Below are 18,437 nucleotides of genomic sequence, written 5' to 3'. Positions count from 1 at the left end.
CCTGCCGTTTTTTAAGGCACTTGTTGATTAGCATAAAATTGTTTCAGTTTTGTCTGACAGCGTGATTGCGCTCGTTTCATCTGTTCCAATGTACAATCAAACTGACTGCACGCTTGTTCAAGTACCAGTTGCCCAGCCAAAACGCGAAAGGCAACCAATTCAAATGCCGATAGGGTTTCTAAGTAAGCTCGCATTTCAACAGCTGACTGATAATAAGCAACGGTATCTTCACCCACTGCACTCCCTTCTGGGCAGCAATCCGTCAATAAAGACTGTTGATCGATTCGCCGTTTTTGTGCGAGCTCCTTACGGATAAGGTTTAATACATGGTGGTGAAACCGTAGTTTATAAAAACCACCAAAGCTCTTCCCGCTATTTTGATCATAGCATTGACACGTCTCATAACAGACAATCCGTGCTTCCTGTAACCAATCGTCTTCATCAAACAAGCGAATATAATATGGGGTAAAGGTGCGATAAACCATCGGTAGGTAGGCCTTAAATAAAATATCCAAGGCCTCAGAATCATTTTCAACCACCGCTTGAATTAATTTTGCATCACGTTTTGCTGATTCCATTAATGAACCACCTCTCACGCAACCCCACATCCCCATCTTACCAAGTTATTGCTTAATTATTAAGCGAACATCCGTTTAATCATCTTTTCTGTTACCGATTGTATCACGTAAGTGGGCCAATTGATCTAATTGGGTAGCATTCCACGGTTGATTACGTTGGCGGTTTCGATCATGATAATATTTTGCATCGTGGTCAATCTCCCGCCGGGTTCGCTGAATTTCACGATAAAAATCATGCGAAGACATCCGCAAGGCCCCCCGCGAAAAAATTGTCCACTGCTCAGCTTGATCACTGGAGACGACTGTCACTTGGTTGATAAGTGACATTAATTTGCCCGCCAAACCCTCAATATAACTATCTGCTGTTTCATCTTCATCAGTAAAGACCACTTCTAAATTATACTGGGCATAACTTTGCTTAATTCCCGGGACATACATCGCATCAAAAACTAAAATAATCTCAATTTCACGAAACTTACGATACTCTGATAACGTATGGAGTAAGCTATCACGAGCGTCTGCTAAGTGATCATTTTGTTTTAATTTATTCAACTCTGGCCAATTACCGATAATATTGTAACCATCCGCAATTAATATTTGCTTTTTCATCGGCTATACCAAAGGTTGACGGCTGTTATAAGCCTGATACATTAAAACCCCCGCAGCCACACTCGCATTTAAACTTTGCACATGTCCCACCATTGGAATCATCAAAGTTTGGTCGACTTCTTTTTTAACGATTGGTGAAAGACCCTTGCCTTCGTTACCAATGATTAAGCCAATTGGCCCTTTAGCATCCCACTGACGATAGTCAGTACCGGCCATATCGGTCCCAAAAATCCAGAGACCGCGGTCCTTCAATTTCTTAATTTCTTGTGTCAAATTGGTAATGCGCGCAACTGGCATATGTTCAATGGCCCCAGTCGACGTCTTGGCAACGGTCGACGTTAACCCAACCGCACGGTGTTTAGGAATGATAATCCCATGGACACCAACTGCATCAGCCGTCCGCATAATTGAACCTAAGTTATGCGGATCTTCCAAGTTATCTAAAATTAAGATAAACGGGGCTTCTTCCTGGGCTTTAGCCTTGGCAAAAATATCATCAACACTCGCATATTCAAACGGGGCGATTGCTAAAATAATCCCTTGATGATTTTGCCGGTCACTCAATAAGTCTAATTTATTCTTAGGGACATTTTGAATGATCAGGCGTTTTTCTTTCGCCAATTTCACGACGTCGTGTACGAAATCAGCTTTTAGCCCATCTTGTAAGAAAATTTTGTTGATTTTCTTCGCATCACTGGTCTTTAATGTTTCTAAAGAAGCATGTTTACCAATGACAAAATCGGTTTGTTCTTCGACGGCTGCTTCTTCAACCGGTGCTGTCATCTTCTTATTAGCTGGGCGCCGCGTTGGCTTAGCCGTCCGGCGACTATTAAATTCGTTGTTCTTTTGTTTGTATGCTTGGTTATTATTTTTTTTCATGGGTCCTCCCTGCATCAACTTGTTGAATACACCAATGGGCTAATTCAGCGACGCGCTCTTGCTGTTCAGTTAAGTATAGATAGCCAAAAACCGCTTCAAAACCGGTTGAAGTCCGATAAGTCGCGACACTCGTATTCTTGGCTTTCGTATAACTTTTAGCATTTCTACCGCGTTTAAAAATAGCCATTTCTTCTTCTGTCAAATAATTATCATCAATCATCAAACCAATCAAAGCAGCTTGCGCCTTAGCAGAAACATAATGTGTTGCTACTTGTTGCAAGCGGGTTGGTCTGGTTAACCCGAGTTCTAGCAAATGAGCGCGGACATACACCTCATAGGCTGAATCGCCCATGTATGCCAACGCAATTCCATTTAATTGTAAAGCATTTTTCATGCGCGTCTCCATCTCATTCCTTGTGGTGTATCTTCCAAAATAATCCCTTGTTCTTTCAATTGGTCCCGAATCGCATCACTGCGGGCAAAATCTTTATCCGCTCGTGCAACTTTGCGTTCTTCAATCAAGCGCTCAATTTCAGCATCCAGCAATTGGGCCGCTTTAAATTCAACCCCGAAAATAGCCAATAAACGAGTTAACCGGGCAATTAAGTCCGCAAGTGTATCAGTTTGAACCGTTGGACGCTCCAAATATTGGTTACTTAATTTAGCAAGCTCATACAATTCGGTTAGTCCGTTTTGAACATTGAAATCATCATCCATTGCCGTCACAAAAGCTGCTTCTAAAGTCGCTGCTTGATTGGTAACATTCGTATCAGCACCTGTTTCAGCAGTAGCTTGTCTGAAATTTAAGTTATCCATCGTCGTCTTTAAGCGATCCAAGTTCGTTTGCGCTTTTGCTAAGAGCGATTCACTATACCGAATGGGGCGTCGGTATTGCGTACCACTCATTAAAAAGCGCAAAGCTTGCGGATTGACAGTCTGAATTAAATCATGAACCGTCACAAAATTGCCAAGTGACTTACTCATTTTTTGATCATCATCGCCAACTGTCACAAAACCATTGTGTAACCAATAATTAACAAAATGCTGACCAGTCTTCGCCTCACTTTGCGCAATTTCATTTTCATGATGTGGAAATTCTAAGTCCTGGCCACCGCCATGAATATCAATCGTATCACCCAGATACTTAGTTGCCATCACTGAACATTCGATGTGCCATCCTGGCCGACCGGGTCCCCATGGTGAATCCCAGGCAATATCAGTGCCTCTTTCAGCTTTCCAAAGGGCAAAGTCGATTGGATCTTCTTTGCGTAACGTTTCTTCGGTGGCCGTGTGTTCACTAGCGCCTTGTTCTAGTTGATCGATATTCTGACCAGCTAAACGCCCGTACGCTTTAAACTTCCGTGCGCGATAGTAAACATCCCCATCGACGACATAGGCGTATTCCTTTGCAATTAGATCTTGAATGAAAGCAATGATCTCCGGAATATTTTCCGTTGCACGTGGGTTGTGAGTAGCTGCTTCAATATTGAGGGCTTTGGTATCTTCTTTAAAAGCAGTGATGTAACGGTCTGCTAATTCAGGCACCGTAATTTGTTCTGCTTTAGCCACTTTAATCATCTTATCATCAACATCAGTAAAGTTTGATACATAATCAACCTGATACCCCCGATATTCCAAATATCGCCGAATCGTGTCAAAAGCAATCGCACTACGCGCATTACCGATATGAATATAATTGTACACAGTTGGTCCACAGACGTACATCCGCACATGGTCAGTTTGAATTGGTTTAAAAATTTCTTTTTGACGCGTAAGCGTATTATAGACAGTTAACATATAATCATCCTTTCTGGTATTAAACGTGCTTTTTCAGACACTTCATCAACTCGGTCGGTAATTCGTAAGCTTATTGGGCACTCTTCCAAATAAAAAGCGTCCTTTGTTAATTAACAAAAGACGCCGACTGAGCGTGGTTCCACTTTTCTTTGCAAAAATGCCTTGAACAGTTAACGGTGTCCCGGTCAAAACACAAAACGGTCTGACATTTCAGAGGTGCATTTTAACGGCCCAACCGGCTTCCTTCCAGCAGTTCGAAAGCTCTCTTAGCAATTGAAATCGTCTACTTCTTCTCTTCATTAATTTTAATGATTCAGCTAATTTTCATATTACAGATTATTAAGGACGGTGTAAAGTATTTTACGCAGTTATTTTTCTTTTAGGCCTTTTTGCTGATGCGCCGGCCGGGCAAAAATCATACGACCAGCTGCCGTTTGTAATGCACTTGTCACAATCACATCTAATGGTTTATTCACATAGTGTTGACCATCTTCAACAACAATCATTGTGCCATCATCTAAATATGCGACCCCTTGTTGGCGCTCAGTACCGGCCTTAACAACCGTCACGTTCATTGCTTCACCTGGTAATACGGCGGGTTTCAACGTATTTGCTAATTGATTAATATTGAATACCGGAACATTTTGGAATTCGCAGACTTTGTTTAAATTATAGTCGTTTGTCACGACAATCCCATCAAGTAATTTTGCCAATTTGACAAGTTTGCTATCAACTTCCGTTAAATCTTCAAAATCACCATCATACATTTCAACTGATAAATGTTCGTCTTTTTGAATGTCATTTAAGATATCTAGCCCCCGTCGCCCACGCGCACGCTTTAAATTATCAGCAGAATCCGAAATTAATTGTAACTCATGTAAGACAAAATTAGGGACCATTAAAGTTCCTTCGATAAACCCTGTTTTGGCAATTTCTTTAATCCGTCCGTCAATAATCACACTTGTATCTAGAATTTTGTAACGATGGAAGTTATCGCCCACTTTGCGTTCTAAAACGTCGCTATTGCGTTTTTTAGGTTGTATCAAACGACGCCATTCTTCCATGCGAGTCGTGCCAATCCGAAACCCGAGATACCCCAAGGCAATCATTAATAGAATGGGAATGACGGTATTCAATACAAAAATTGGCATTCGATATAGTGGAACCGAAACAACGTTTGCCAGTAACAAACCGATTAATGAAAAAATACTACCGAATAAAATAAAACTAGGCGATTGTCGCGTCAGTGTTTTTTCAAGGCGATGAAGTGCACTCAACATTGGCGTTGCTAGCACCAAGAATAATAGATAGAAAATAATGGCCCCTAAAACGGCATTCGTGATACCGTTATTGAGATACAGCAAGTCTTCTAAGTGCATTAATGACCAAAAAACGGGAAACGCCGTAATTCCAAGCGCACCTCCCAAAATAATGAACACAACGCTTAGAACGCCTTTTTTCGTAAATCGTTTTTGTTGCATCGTTCAACCTCCTCTAACTCCAACTTATGCCTAGTTGAATACTTTTTTTAAAGTTTCTGCAATCGTGGTCATACCAATCACTTGAATATCAGTTGGTGCCTCCCAACCTTGTAAGTTATTCTTGGGAATATAAATTCGTTTAAAGCCAAGTTTTGCAGCTTCACTCACCCGTTGTTCAATTCGGTTAACTCGCCGGATTTCACCCGTCAAACCAATTTCGCCAACAAAACAATCTGTCTGGGGAATTTCTTTATCCCGATAACTCGATGCAATCGAGACTGCCATTGCCAAATCAATTGCTGGCTCATCTAATTTAACGCCTCCAGTTGCTTTTAAATAAGCATCTTGATTCGCTAACATCAGATTCGCTCGTTTTTCGAGCACCGCCATAATCAATGACACCCGATTATGATCGAGACCAGAAGATGTCCGCTTCGCATTTCCAAATAACGTCGGAGTAATCAGTGTTTGTAACTCGACCAAAATCGGTCGCGTTCCTTCCATTGAAACCACCACCGCTGAACCAGTCGCACCTGCTAATCGTTCTTCGAGAAAAATTTCGGATGGATTTGCGACTTCCTTCAACCCAGCTTCCCGCATTTCGAAAATTCCAATTTCATTTGTTGAACCAAACCGATTTTTCACTGACCGTAAAATACGGTAGGTATGATGCGTGTCGCCTTCAAAATACAACACGGTGTCTACCATATGTTCTAAAATTTTGGGACCTGCGATGGCCCCTTCCTTTGTCACATGCCCAACAACAAAAATCGTAATTTGATTTGTCTTGGCAATCCGCATCAATTCGGCAGTTACCTGTCGCACTTGGGAAACGCTACCAACTGCGGATGTCACTTCTGGTTCACTCATCGTTTGAATCGAGTCAATTACCACGAAATCTGGTTTCATAACTTCAATCTGATGCCGAATATTCCCCATGTCGGTTTCCGGATATAAATAGAGTTGATCACCATTGACGTTCAGTCGGTTAGCTCGCATCTTAATCTGTGAAGCACTTTCTTCACCAGAAACATAGAGAATCTTGCCAACCTTTTCGAGTTGTCCGGAAACTTGCAGAAGCAATGTTGACTTTCCAATCCCAGGGTCCCCACCAATTAGAATCAAGGAGCCTGGCACTACTCCACCGCCAAGCACGCGGTTGAGTTCGTTTAATTCCGTTTTAATCCGTGGCTCTTTTTGAATATTAACGGTACTAATTTGTTCTGGTTCTGTTGCGCGCCCCGAAATCGTGAAATTGGATTTCGCACTAGCTGCAGGTTGTTCCCGTTCTTCGACCATTTGGTTCCAAGCACCGCAATTGGGACATCGCCCTAAGAATCTAGGGGAGCTATAGCCACAATTTTGGCAAACAAATTGAGTCTTAATTTTAGCCACAAAGATTCTCCTTCATTATCGAGATTAGTTCTATTTTAACATAAGTTTGTAAATGTTCAGTGAACTGGCAATTACTACTTAGCGACCAGATGAGCCAAAGCCACCCGTTCGTTTCGTAGTGACTGTTACTTCGTCATCAACAACTAGGTAAGGCATGAAGATGCCTTGACCAATGCGTTCACCTTTTTTTAAGATGACATCGCGGGGACTGAAGTTAACCATTTGGATAAAAATTTCGCCTTCATTGGCATCATTGCCGTAGTAATCCGCATCGATAATGCCGACGCCGTTTGGTAAGATCAATCCTTTTTTGAGTGGGTTGCTTGAACGATTGGCGATCATTAAATATTCGTCGTCTTGCATGTAAGCCTTAATCCCTGTTGGCACTAGAAAGGGCTTCAACGTTTTTGATGCGCGTTCAAAATCATCATCCACTAACGGTTTTCCATTTCGAATCATTCGGAACAAACGCACAAAGTTGTAATGCCAGATTGATGGCAACACGAAGTCCTCCGCACAAGCAAAGTCGTAGCCTGCAGAATGCGCTGTTGAACGCACCGGTAAACTCAATCCTGCCTCTTGGTATTTGGTCACAATTTCAAAACCGCGTTTTTTCATGCCTATAACTCCTAATATTATTGCCCATTTGGGTTCTTTTTACACCACTCTATCATACCATGAAACCGCGGCGGCTGTGAATAATGCCTAAGACTGATTTAATTAAAAATTTAACAAAAAAGCACCCAATTAAAGCGTTTTTTTCGTATAATGGATTTATTAATACAAAAGGGGTGTCTTGATGGATAAAAATGCAATGAAAAAAATGGCGGCTGAACGCTCAGTGGATTTCGTCGAAGATAATATGATTTTAGGACTTGGAACGGGTTCAACAGTAGTTTACATGGTAGAAGCCCTCGCCAAACGCGTGCAAGCAGAACACCTGAACTTAACGTGTGTCTGCACCTCAATTCGCACCGAAGAACAAGCCAAGTCACTTGGGATTCCAGTCAAAGCACTCAATGACGTCGACCACATTGATTTAACCATCGACGGTGCCGATGAAGTCGATGCCAACTTCCAAGGGATTAAAGGCGGCGGCGCTGCCCATTTATTCGAAAAATTAGTCGCAACCACATCAACCCGCAATATTTGGATTGTCGATCAAGCAAAAGTCGTCGATACAATCGGTCGCTTCCCACTACCAGTCGAGGTGATTCCATTTGGTAGCCAACAAGTTTTCAACAAAATGACTAAAGAAGGCTTAAACCCAGAATTTCGGATGACAGAAGACGGCCAACTCGTCTTGACTGATTCTAAAAACTACGTCATCGATTTACATCTCAACCAAGTCCAACATCCCCACCTACTTGCATCATGGCTCAGCGAACAAGTCGGCGTCATTGAACATGGTTTATTCCTAGACATCGTCGACCAAGTCGTGGTTGGCGCACCAGAAGGCGTGAAGATTTTAACAGCAAACTAGGCTATATCGGCAAAAACACGTTCCAAAACGAACCCTCAGCGGTTCGTTTTTTTACATCACGCACTCTCATATAAATCGTTTTCTTTCACATTTATCAATCACCATTCTTTTAGAATTATCACCGTTATTCGGTTTACATCTCCCATCTAATCAACTAGAATTAAACTAATCCAAAAATTAAGGAGTGATTAGATGACCCAAGAAATTACACATGATAATTTAATCAAGATGCGGACCGCTTTAGCTGGCGTGCCACAAGCAACGACGCTTAAAAATGCTGTGATGACGAATGGCATTAACGCCGTTAGTCAACGCCCCGATGCTGCCGTCACCCTTGATCCAACCTACTCAATCGACCTCCCGACTGGTGATGTCAGCTTTCAAAAAAAGAGTGGGCGGTGCTGGTTATTTGCCACTCTAAATACATTACGCCACGATTTCGAGCAGAAATATCACGTTAAAAATTTCGAACTCTCCCAAAATTATCTATCTTTCTGGGATCGCATCGAAAAGGCGAACCTCTTTTATGAAAAGATTTTACAAACTGCCGACAAGCCGATTACCGATCGCGAAGTCGCCTTTACCCTCGCTGGTCCCGATTTTGATGGTGGCCAATGGGACAATGCGGTGGCTTTAATTCAAAAATACGGCGCTGTGCCCAAGTCGGTTATGCCCGAAACTTATAACAGTGACTTAACAACTGAATTCAACGGCACGCTTAATTTGAAACTACGCAAAGATGCGATTCAATTACGGCAACTCGTTGCTGACAACGCTAGCGAAGAACTCATCAGTGAAACGCGGACTGGTTTCTTGAGCGAAATCTATCGGCTATGCGTCTACGCATTCGGCGAACCCGTGGAAACATTTGATTTCGCCTATCGCGACGATAATCAGAACTATCACGAAGATCGCGGTTTAACACCAAAAAGTTTCTATCAAAAATATCTCAACCGCAACTTCGACGACTACATCACAGTCGTCAGCAGCCCACAGGCAAATAAACAATACAACCAACTCTACAGTTTAGCATCGCAAAACACGGTAGTCGAAGGCCACCCGATGCGTCTCTTAAACTTGCCACCTGACCGTTTGAAGAAACTGGCTATCCAATCTTTACAAAACGGTGAAACAATCTGGTTTGGTAATGACGTACTAGCTGATATGGATCGACAAAAAGGCTGGCTTGATCGCAACCTTTACGACTATTCTGGACTCTTCGGTTTTGATTTAACGATGCCCAAAGACCAACGGCTCGATTACCGGCAAGGTGTTGTTTCCCACGCGATGACCTTTACTGGGGTCGATCTTGTGAACGACCAACCAACGAAATGGAAAGTCGAAAACACATGGAGTGACAAAGTCGGTACAAAAGGTTATTTCAGCATGAGTGATGCTTGGTTTGACGACTACGTTTACGAAGTGATTGTTAAAAAAGCCTACCTCACAAAAGAAGAACAGGCCGCACTCACACAAATCCCAATCAAACTAGATCCATGGGACGCACTACAATAGAGTGCGACAACAGGCGGTTATATTTCGCGGACTAGCCTAGTCTGGTGAATGACCAACTTGTTGATCGTTTTCCGAACGTAGCTAACCGCAGAAATATGCCTGCTGAAACACGTTTAGAGTGCATTTGAAACGGGTTGACTCTGAGCATTAACCTAATTTGGCGAATTAGCGACGCAATCGCTGATTTGACAAATGTAGTTAAGCACAAGAGTCAGTTTCAAAAAGCACGTTTCAAAAAAATAACGCCATTCAAACCGGGTAATTTAATTTAACCCATCAAATTCCAGAGGAGGTTTTTCACATGGTTCAACCTATTACAGCAAAAGATATTCAACAATTCAAAGCCGATTTCAAGGCAACACCGCAATCCAATACGATTAAAAACGCAATTATGAACAACGGTTTTTTAACCACAAGTGCTAACACCGAGTCAAAAGCTAAAATGACACCCGTTTTTTCAATCGATTTAGACACTGGTGCCGTTTCAAATCAAAAGCAATCTGGTCGCTGCTGGATGTTCGCCGCATTAAATACCATGCGCCACAGCCTTCAAGCGCAATTCAAAATTAAGGATTTCGAGTTATCTCAAAATTACACCAACTTCTGGGATAAATTCGAAAAATCAAATTACTTCTATGAAAACGTCTTGAAGACTGCGAACCAACCAATTGGCGACCGAAAAGTCGACTTCTTAATGGCTACCCCACAACAAGATGGCGGTCAATGGGACATGTTATGCGCCCTCATCGAAAAATACGGCATCGTACCCAAATCCGTGATGCCCGAAACTTACAACAGTGAAAAATCGAGTGAACTCAATGGTGTTTTGAATCTTAAACTCCGCAAAGATGCTGTCACATTACGGCAACTAGTGGCCGATGGTTTCAGTGAAGCCGATATCCAAGCTAAAAAAGACGCGATGTTAACCGAAGTTTACCGAATGCTCGTTTATGCATTGGGCGAACCACCCGTTGAATTCGACTTTGAATACCGCGACGATGAGCATAACTACCATATTGAAAAAGGCCTGACACCACAAACTTTCTATCAAAAATACGTTGGCTGGAACCTTGAAGATTACGTTTCATTGATTAACTCACCAACCGCCGACAAACCTTACAACCACTTATACAGCGTTGAAATGTTGGGCAACGTGGTTGGCGGCCGCGAAGTCCGGCATTTAAACCTCGATATCAACACTTTCAAACAACTCGCGATTAAACAACTCCAAGCTGGTGAATCCGTTTGGTTCGGTAGCGATGTGGGGCAATCATCCGATCGCAAACTCGGCATCATGGACATTGAGATTTATCAAAAAGCGGACATGCTCGGGATGGACCTCTCAATTTCTAAAGGTGAACGCCTTGATTATGGTGAAAGCCTCATGACCCATGCGATGGTCATCACTGGCGTCGACCTTGTCGATGGTCAACCAACCAAATGGAAGGTTGAAAACTCATGGGGCGACAAAGTTGGGACCAAAGGTTACTTTGTGATGAGTGATAGTTGGTTTGACGAATTTGTTTATCAAATCGTGATCAACAAACGGTTCTTAACGGATGAAATGAAACGCATTGAAACAGAAGAATACGATCACCCAACCGTTCTCGCACCATGGGATCCAATGGGCGCGTTAGCAAGTCGCTAAACGACAAAAGGGGGTGAGACAAAAGTAAATTTTGTCTCACCCCCTTTTTTGATATTAGAACTTTAGTAGTCTAAACGTATTTTATAAGTCATACCCTTGCGGTTAATCCTCAGGATATCCCGACTTATAGCATACTCTTTTTTATTTACCAGCGCCGATTGCGAGCAAGCTATCATAATAAATCTGCATCATCATTTGCCAGTCACTGAATTGAAGCCATTCATCCCCTTTATGCGCAATCCCCTTTTGACCTGGAAATGATGGGCCAAACGCGATGATATTCGGTAACGCGCGGGCATAAGTCACGCCCGTTGTTGTGACCGGCGAGCCGTCCAAACCAGTATCTGCCGCATAAATTGCAGAGAGTTGTTGAATAAATGGCAATGTCGGATCAGTGACTTGCGATGGATAACGCCGTTTAACCGTCAACGTCATCCCTGGCAACATGGCAGCTTTAATCCCAGTTAACAATTGATCTTCCGTCACTGAGATTGGATAACGACATGTCAGATGCACCCTTAACAGGTGGGCTTCAATCGATACCCCATAAAAAGCAAGTTGTAACGCTCCTGATGCCTCATCTTGATAATTAATCCCCAAGTTTTCCCCAGTTGACTGCGTCCCGATTTTAGCGGTCACCCATTGATAAAATTGGCCCGTTTGACCGGTTAATTGACTTGCATCGGCGACTAATTTCGGTAATACGTTATCCGCCATTTCAGGGGCATTGCTTGGTGCTTTTTTACCGTGATAAGTTCTCACGGTGCCATCGGCCAAAATCAGCTGCGCATGATCCGGAAGATAACTTTTAGCAAACTGACCTTCAATCGTCGTAATTTGCTGATCAGAGCCATCCGTAATCGACAGCGCTAATTGGACATCTAATAACCCGCGTTCACCATAGACAGCCGGGAATTTGCAATCAGGCGTGAATCCGGCATATGGTGCGGCATGTTCCGCCAAATAAATTGGAATATCCTGACTTCCTGATTCCTCATCGGTACCAAAAATAATCCGCACGCGTTGCTCAAAGGCTATTTTTTGTGTCTTAATCAAATACAGTGCAAACAAGGTGGATAAAAGTGGCCCTTTATTATCCAAAACGCCGCGCCCATATAACAAGTCATCCACTTGCGTTAGGTCATACGGTGGATAATGCCAATCATCTTCGACATCCACGACATCTAAATGACCGAGAACCCCAAAATACGTCGGTGCTTGCGTTGCATCCGGTCCGTATTCTGCCCAGCCAACACAATTGCCGACTTGCCCCGTCCTAAAGCCCATGCGATCAGCAATCGCCAACACGGTTTCCAATGCACGTTTGGGTCCAATTCCAAATGGTGCTGCATATGTTTGCGGACCACGCACACTCGGCACACGCAACACTTGCCGTAAGTCCGCTAAAAACTCATCAGCATGTGCTTCAAATAACGCTTTAAAATCTGCTCTGATTGGTTTCACAAGAATGGCTTCTTTCTATTAAATTTCATCAAAATTAATATCAACATCATCTAAACCGGCCGCTTCGGCTTCTTCCGCCAAATATTGCCGATCAATCATCATGATAAATGGATAGTAAATTAAAATCCCAAGCACTAATTCAAATAATTGGAGGACAGATCCTGTCCAACTCCCAGTTGAAAGCCAACCAGAAATAATCGGTGGTGTGGTCCATGGCAACATAACGCCATTTGTATACGGTACCCATCCAAGTTGGAATACAATTCCAGAAATCAACGTATTTAAGACCGGTACGATAATGAATGGAATAGCAATGATTGGATTTAAAACAACCGGTAAACCGAAGATAATCGGTTCGTTAATCCCGAAAATACCGGGCACAATTGCCAACTTACCCAATTCTTTGACACGTTTTGATTTACAGACAGTTAACATCACAATTAATAACGAGAGGGTACTCCCACCGCCACCGTATGTGGTGAAAATGTCAATGAACTGTTGAGTAAAAATATGCGGTAACTGCATGTGCTTCTGGAACGCTGTTAAGTTATCTTGCGTTAAGACAAAGAAAATTGGTGACCATACACTGTTGGTGATTGTTGGACCATTGATCCCAAAACACCAAAGCAACATCGCGATGAAGTTATAGAGCAACACAGATGGCAATGAGTTGCCAGCACCTTTTAACGGTTGTTGCAGTAACGTGTAGATAAAGTTGTAGGCCGTTTCAAAACTTGAAAGACTAAATCCAATCCGAATTAAAAAGAAAACTAATACCACTAAACCACTCGGTAGTAAGGCATCGAATGATTCGCTAACTGCAGGCGGCACACCATCGGGCATCTTAATTCGCCAGTTGCGTTTAATCGCAAAACGATAAATTTCAACACTAACCAATGCGATAAAAATCCCTAGGAAAATCCCGTTAGGTCCCAAATACATTGTTTGAATTGCACCGATTGATTTTTTACCAACGGTGACAACAGTCGGTGTCAAAATTAAAAATGAAATAATAGCAATTGCACTGGTATGAATCCCTTGTAACCCTCGGTTTTTACCATAGGCATAGGATATCCCAAAACAAGCGAGCAACCCTGTAAAACTAAACACTGAATTAGAAACAGCACTAAACCATTCTGTCCAGTGCGGCCCTAAAATACCACTCCAAAATTCAGTCCAACCAGGAATTGGAAAATTCCCAATCAGTAAGAAAATCGATGTTACGATAATCAATGGCGTAATGATTAAGAAACCATCCCGCAATGATCGGAGTACAACATTATTCCCCAGTTTAATCGCAACCGGCATTAAAATCTGTTCGAGTTTCTTTTGCATCGGTTTTGCCTCCTTTTAATAACAATATTGGTTAATAAAATCAGTAAAATCAGCGCCTTCAACCTTCATTTTACATAACCGCAATGCGTGGTCGATTGAATCTGAAAGACCGGTACCACCCTTTTTAGGCATCTTCACAATCGTTATTTGATCTTGATACTGTTGAATTAAATCAGCATTCTTTTCGATTGCTGTCAGTCCAACTACCGGAATCGTTGTTTCTTTTTGAATGGTGGCTGCTAATTCACATGCCATCGTCGAAAAGTCCGGATAATCATAGGTCGGTCCCGCAATCACAACGTCTGCGCCCATTTTCTGACTCATCTTAGCAACTTTCCGATTCACTTCGGCTTTGTTCGCCTGATAATAATCAGTACCGCAATAAAAGGTTCCAATAATTTCAGAGTCCATTTTCTTTAAAACCTTATCAAGGGTATCCGCAGCGCCCATCGCTAATTTTTTTCCACCTAAAGGGGTATCCCCTTTTTCCTTACCACCTAAACCAGCTTGGATTTGGTCCAATAAGACAATCACTTTCATTTAAAAACCTCCTTTTAATGTTCACGTTGCAAGATGTTGTGGAACGTGTATTTATCCGCACGATAATGCGAGTTATCATAAAGAATTGGATAACCGTCCATTGAATACGCAACCGTGTGGGCTAGAAAAGCAGGCTGCCCCGGAGCGGTCTCAAGTAAGTCACTTAAGCCTTTTTCCAATACGACTGCTTCGAGTTCTTGATTGGCATAGCCGATTGGAACTGTTTGCTCAATCAAGCGGTAGAGTGACCCTTGTGCTTCGTGGGCCGTTAATTCTGGTAGAATTTTTTGTTTGAGATAAATTTGTTCATGGGTCATCGCTTCGCCGTCCGTCATTCGCAAACGTTCAATCTGCCAGACTGGCTCTTGTGGCGCTAAATCTAACTTGGAGGCCACATAGTCCGGATAAACGATTGTCCGGCGTAAATCTAACACCCGCGTGCTGACATCCAATTGAAATTGCTTAGCTGCTTCGGTAAATCCAACTAAACCAGATGAACCACTCGAAATTTTACTTTGTGTTGCGAGCACATAGGTGCCACGATTCCGATCGCGTACCACGACTTGTTGTTTAACCAGTAGATCAATTGCTTTGCGAATTGTTAGACGCGTCGTTGAAAAATGATTGGCTAAATCCGTTTCAGATGGTAATTTTTGATGGATCTCATAGACTCCTTTTTGAATGTCATCTCGTAAGGCCCCTGCAATTTCAACGTATAGATACTTAACCATTCAACCACTTCCTCTATTCAACTGGTGCTTTAATCCGTTTCGCGTAGGCTTTAAGCCATTCTGCTGAAATGGGTTCGATCACCGTGGTTTGTTTTGGGCCCGGATTAGCCATAAAAATCTGGGGTGCGGCATCTTGATTACCTGCCACAAACGTAAACTCGACATTTGTGGCAACGCCCCATTCCCCTTGCTTATTTAAAGCAACCAATGAGAATTCACCTGCTTTACCATAGCGACTTTTCAACTTTTCAATAAATGGATAAACCGCTTGATTGCAAGCGACTTGTGGTGATAAACCAGTTCCCATCAAGCGCACAATTTCATATGAGAGACACCCCTTCATTAAATCTTCGCCTAACCCCGTAGCAGTTGCACCACCAATTTCGCTATCAACGTAAAAACCACTGCCAGATAGTGCAGAATCACCAGTCCGTCCCGGTTTTTTCATAAATAATCCGGAAGTCGAAGTGCCGGCAGCCATTCCCGTCTTTTGATCCAAACTAACCATGCCGACTGTATCGTGACCGTCATAAGGGCTGAGCCTTTTTTCATTAATTTCTTTAATCCGTTTCACCCAGATCTTGTGCGCACGTTCAGTCAACATATTGCGGCTTTCAAAACCGTTAAACATCGCATATTGTGAAGCCCCAGCGCCAACCAAGAAACTATTAAAGTGATCGTCGCTTAATTTACGCGCTACTGCAATTGGATTTTTTACATCACTAATTCCTGCAACAGCGCCAATTGCAAAAGTATTGCCATCCATAAACGCCGCATCCATCTCTACTAATCCTTGCGCGTTTGGCAAACCACCATAACCGACGGATTTAAAGAAGGGATAATCTTCCACTTTTTTGATAGCGGTTTCAATTGCATCCGTACTTGGCCCACCACTTTTTAAATCGGCCATCGCTTTTTGGATGCCTTCAAAGGCCATTCGCCAAGTACCAATCATTGCATAAGTCATAACTCTCATCTCCATATGTAAGCGCTTTAATAACCACAGTATAATCAAAATTGTATATACAATCAATACTTTTTTGAAATAAAAAAGCCACCGCTGTGACTTTTCGTTTAAAGATAGAGGCCAATCAACATTCCCACGAGCCAAAAACCGTTGAAGACAATCAGATTCTGGACCGCTGTACCAAATACAACCCGTTTTTCCTGACTCTTTTGTAGTGCATGCCCATTGCGCAACAAAGTCGGCAGACTAACAAACGCTAGCGCTGCTGGCCATGGGTATAACTTCAAACCAATCCCGACAATCATCACCACGTAACAACTGTACATGCTAAGTTGATAGAGTTGAATGCCGCGTTTTTGACCAATATAACTGATTAATGTGTGCCGGCCATTTTCTAAATCGACTGTGGCATCACAAATATTGTTCATCAACATTAAATTAGCAATTAAAAAGACCGTTGGTAAACTCGCAACAAACACCAAAAGTACATTCAACCAATTCAGTTGAAATAACATTAACGGTCCATCAAAGCGCAAATCGACCAACTGATCCGCCGGAACGTTGACATACACCGTCAAAAAGAAATTACCGAACCCTAATACCAGACTCGATAACAACTCACCCAACGGTAATCGTGAAATTGGAAATGGTCCGTAAGTATATAAAATCCCAATTAAGATAAACAGAACACTGATGGCTAACACAATTAAATTTGTTCGCCAGACTAGAATCAGGCCTAAAACGGTTGCCGTCACAATAAAGCTGATTAACCAACGCAAAGCAACTTTAGGCGCAATATTTTGCCGGCCCAACGCACTGGTTGACTGCTGGAGCGTTTCATTTTTTGCGAGATGAAAGTCGTTGTAATTATTCCATCCCGTTGTGAAAATATCAATCAACACCAGTGCACAGAAGTACAACACTGTATTGATGGGATCAATTTGATGAAAATAATACAACGTAAAGAAAAAACCAGCCATAAAGGGAATCACACTACCAACTTTAGTGCGTAATTCAATAAAATCTAAAAATGCTTTAAATGACATCTACTCCGCCTCCATCACATTTAATCTCTTCATTCTACCAGAGAATTGACGACAAATAAAAAAGACTAACATCGCCTAGCTGCGATATTAGTCTTTCGAATTAGTTCGTTTTTAAATCTTCAATTGAATTAATTTTCGTCATATACTTGGGTACCGCTAAACCAACTTTAGCGCCTTCAAGATTGGGACCTAAATCCTCAAACTGCCCCTTATAATCCTTGTAGTATAAACCAGACGTCTTGGGTAACCAAGCAGAAACTTGTGCATCGGCTGCCTTAGTTGCAACAGAAGCCCACATGGGTTGAATTTCCATTGCTTGAATGGTTGGTTGATAACCTTGTTGGCGTAAAACTTCCGCCACCACATTAGTCGACGCAATTTCTGAATCCCAAGCCACATAGGTTAACTTGATTTTCGTCCCATGGACCTTTTTAACGTCCTTCGTCCACTTAGCAACTTGTTTGGGATTTGCTTTAATCCAGTCACGTGCTGCTTTTTCAGGTTCGACCCCATCATTGACTTTAAGCATCACTGTCGACATTTCCTTTGGTGTCCAATGAAAGCGATCCAAGATGGTATAGGCTTCTGGCATATCCTGCTTCAATCCCTTACGGACAACTGTATTGATGTGTTCAGCTTGACCAAAGACATTCTGCGGGTCTTTTAGAAACTTAATTGGATATTTGGTAAACATCCAATGCGGTTGCCAACCAGTAATCACGATTGGGCGTTTATCGGCAATCGCCTTGTCTAACGTACTGGTCATTGCAGCCGTTGAACTGGTTTGCAATTGCCAATTCTGATCGTCCAAATGATATTTAGTCAGTGCCGTTTGCGTCGAGGCCATAATTCCAGCCCCCGCATCAATGCCGGTAATCGTGTAATTAATTTGACTACCTAACTTTTCATGCGCATCATACGGTTTAGTCTGTGAACCGCAAGCAGTCAACAGCATCACAAGCCCCATTA

The 18,437-nt window shown here is 42.4% G+C and carries 18 protein-coding genes; 3 read left to right on the top strand and 15 right to left on the bottom strand.

Features of this window, described 5'->3' with window-relative positions; translation table 11 throughout:
* Positions 1-11 precede the first annotated feature (11 nt).
* The 8 genes from FC90_RS00975 to FC90_RS00940 form a co-directional block, all read right to left on the bottom strand.
* Entirely contained in the window at positions 12-578 is a 567-nt protein-coding gene (locus tag FC90_RS00975) for a sigma-70 family RNA polymerase sigma factor (RefSeq protein WP_057907439.1), read from the bottom strand.
* Between the two features lie 75 nt (positions 579-653).
* Complete coding sequence (locus FC90_RS00970; RefSeq protein ID WP_057907438.1) at positions 654-1,187, bottom strand: NYN domain-containing protein; 534 nt, start codon at positions 1,185-1,187, stop codon at positions 654-656.
* Between the two features lie 3 nt (positions 1,188-1,190).
* Positions 1,191-1,970, bottom strand: coding sequence for a 23S rRNA (guanosine(2251)-2'-O)-methyltransferase RlmB (rlmB, locus tag FC90_RS00965; RefSeq protein ID WP_057907511.1), 780 nt, complete (start codon positions 1,968-1,970; stop codon positions 1,191-1,193).
* A gap of 82 nt (positions 1,971-2,052) precedes the next feature.
* Positions 2,053-2,460: a Mini-ribonuclease 3 gene (locus FC90_RS00960; protein WP_057907437.1), complete on the bottom strand. Its 408-nt coding sequence runs from the start codon at positions 2,458-2,460 to the stop codon at positions 2,053-2,055.
* Positions 2,457-3,863: a cysteine--tRNA ligase gene (gene cysS, locus FC90_RS00955; protein ID WP_057907436.1), complete on the bottom strand. Its 1,407-nt coding sequence runs from the start codon at positions 3,861-3,863 to the stop codon at positions 2,457-2,459. The genes FC90_RS00960 and cysS overlap by 4 nt, the downstream gene beginning before the upstream one ends.
* A gap of 368 nt (positions 3,864-4,231) precedes the next feature.
* Positions 4,232-5,344 (bottom strand): PIN/TRAM domain-containing protein, encoded by a 1,113-nt coding sequence (locus FC90_RS00950; protein WP_057907435.1) that lies wholly within the window; start codon positions 5,342-5,344, stop codon positions 4,232-4,234.
* Positions 5,345-5,374: 30 nt separating this feature from the next.
* On the bottom strand, positions 5,375-6,739 hold the full coding sequence (radA, locus tag FC90_RS00945; RefSeq protein ID WP_057907434.1) for a DNA repair protein RadA: 1,365 nt from the start codon (positions 6,737-6,739) through the stop codon (positions 5,375-5,377).
* A 78-nt stretch (positions 6,740-6,817) separates the two neighbouring features.
* Positions 6,818-7,357: a dCTP deaminase/dUTPase family protein gene (locus tag FC90_RS00940; RefSeq protein ID WP_057907433.1), complete on the bottom strand. Its 540-nt coding sequence runs from the start codon at positions 7,355-7,357 to the stop codon at positions 6,818-6,820.
* Positions 7,358-7,538: 181 nt separating this feature from the next.
* On the opposite strand from FC90_RS00940, the gene rpiA reads away from it, so the two are divergent.
* From rpiA to FC90_RS00925, 3 genes are all read left to right on the top strand, one after another.
* Positions 7,539-8,222, top strand: coding sequence for a ribose-5-phosphate isomerase RpiA (gene rpiA / locus FC90_RS00935; protein WP_057907432.1), 684 nt, complete (start codon positions 7,539-7,541; stop codon positions 8,220-8,222).
* A 192-nt stretch (positions 8,223-8,414) separates the two neighbouring features.
* Positions 8,415-9,737, top strand: a complete 1,323-nt coding sequence (locus FC90_RS00930) for a C1 family peptidase (RefSeq protein ID WP_057907431.1) — start codon at positions 8,415-8,417, stop codon at positions 9,735-9,737.
* 301 nt (positions 9,738-10,038) lie between these two features.
* On the top strand, positions 10,039-11,385 hold the full coding sequence (locus FC90_RS00925; protein WP_057907430.1) for a C1 family peptidase: 1,347 nt from the start codon (positions 10,039-10,041) through the stop codon (positions 11,383-11,385).
* A gap of 141 nt (positions 11,386-11,526) precedes the next feature.
* On the opposite strand, the gene FC90_RS00920 is transcribed toward FC90_RS00925, so the two are convergent.
* From FC90_RS00920 to FC90_RS00890, 7 genes are all read right to left on the bottom strand, one after another.
* Positions 11,527-12,849 carry a Sapep family Mn(2+)-dependent dipeptidase gene (locus tag FC90_RS00920; protein WP_057907429.1) on the bottom strand — a complete coding sequence of 441 codons (1,323 nt, stop codon included), beginning with the start codon at positions 12,847-12,849 and terminating at the stop codon, positions 11,527-11,529.
* 18 nt (positions 12,850-12,867) lie between these two features.
* Complete coding sequence (locus FC90_RS00915) at positions 12,868-14,184, bottom strand: PTS sugar transporter subunit IIC (RefSeq protein WP_057907428.1); 1,317 nt, start codon at positions 14,182-14,184, stop codon at positions 12,868-12,870.
* A 15-nt stretch (positions 14,185-14,199) separates the two neighbouring features.
* Positions 14,200-14,724, bottom strand: coding sequence for a GrdB-related putative oxidoreductase (locus FC90_RS00910; protein WP_057907427.1), 525 nt, complete (start codon positions 14,722-14,724; stop codon positions 14,200-14,202).
* 14 nt (positions 14,725-14,738) lie between these two features.
* Entirely contained in the window at positions 14,739-15,455 is a 717-nt protein-coding gene (locus FC90_RS00905) for a GntR family transcriptional regulator, LSA1692 subfamily (RefSeq protein ID WP_057907426.1), read from the bottom strand.
* 13 nt (positions 15,456-15,468) lie between these two features.
* The gene (locus tag FC90_RS00900; protein ID WP_057907425.1) at positions 15,469-16,422 is read right to left on the bottom strand and encodes a glycosylasparaginase; all 954 of its coding nucleotides are present in this window, start codon (positions 16,420-16,422) and stop codon (positions 15,469-15,471) included.
* Positions 16,423-16,529: 107 nt separating this feature from the next.
* A complete protein-coding gene (locus FC90_RS00895; protein WP_057907424.1) occupies positions 16,530-17,468 on the bottom strand; it encodes a UbiA family prenyltransferase in 939 nt (312 codons plus the stop codon).
* A 100-nt stretch (positions 17,469-17,568) separates the two neighbouring features.
* Positions 17,569-18,435, bottom strand: coding sequence for a glycine betaine ABC transporter substrate-binding protein (locus tag FC90_RS00890; RefSeq protein ID WP_192937885.1), 867 nt, complete (start codon positions 18,433-18,435; stop codon positions 17,569-17,571).
* Positions 18,436-18,437 lie beyond the last annotated feature (2 nt).

The organism is Latilactobacillus graminis DSM 20719, from assembly GCF_001436415.1.
GTDB classification, from domain to species: Bacteria; Bacillota; Bacilli; order Lactobacillales; family Lactobacillaceae; genus Latilactobacillus; species Latilactobacillus graminis.
This window is presented reverse-complemented; position numbering and strand designations above follow the sequence as displayed.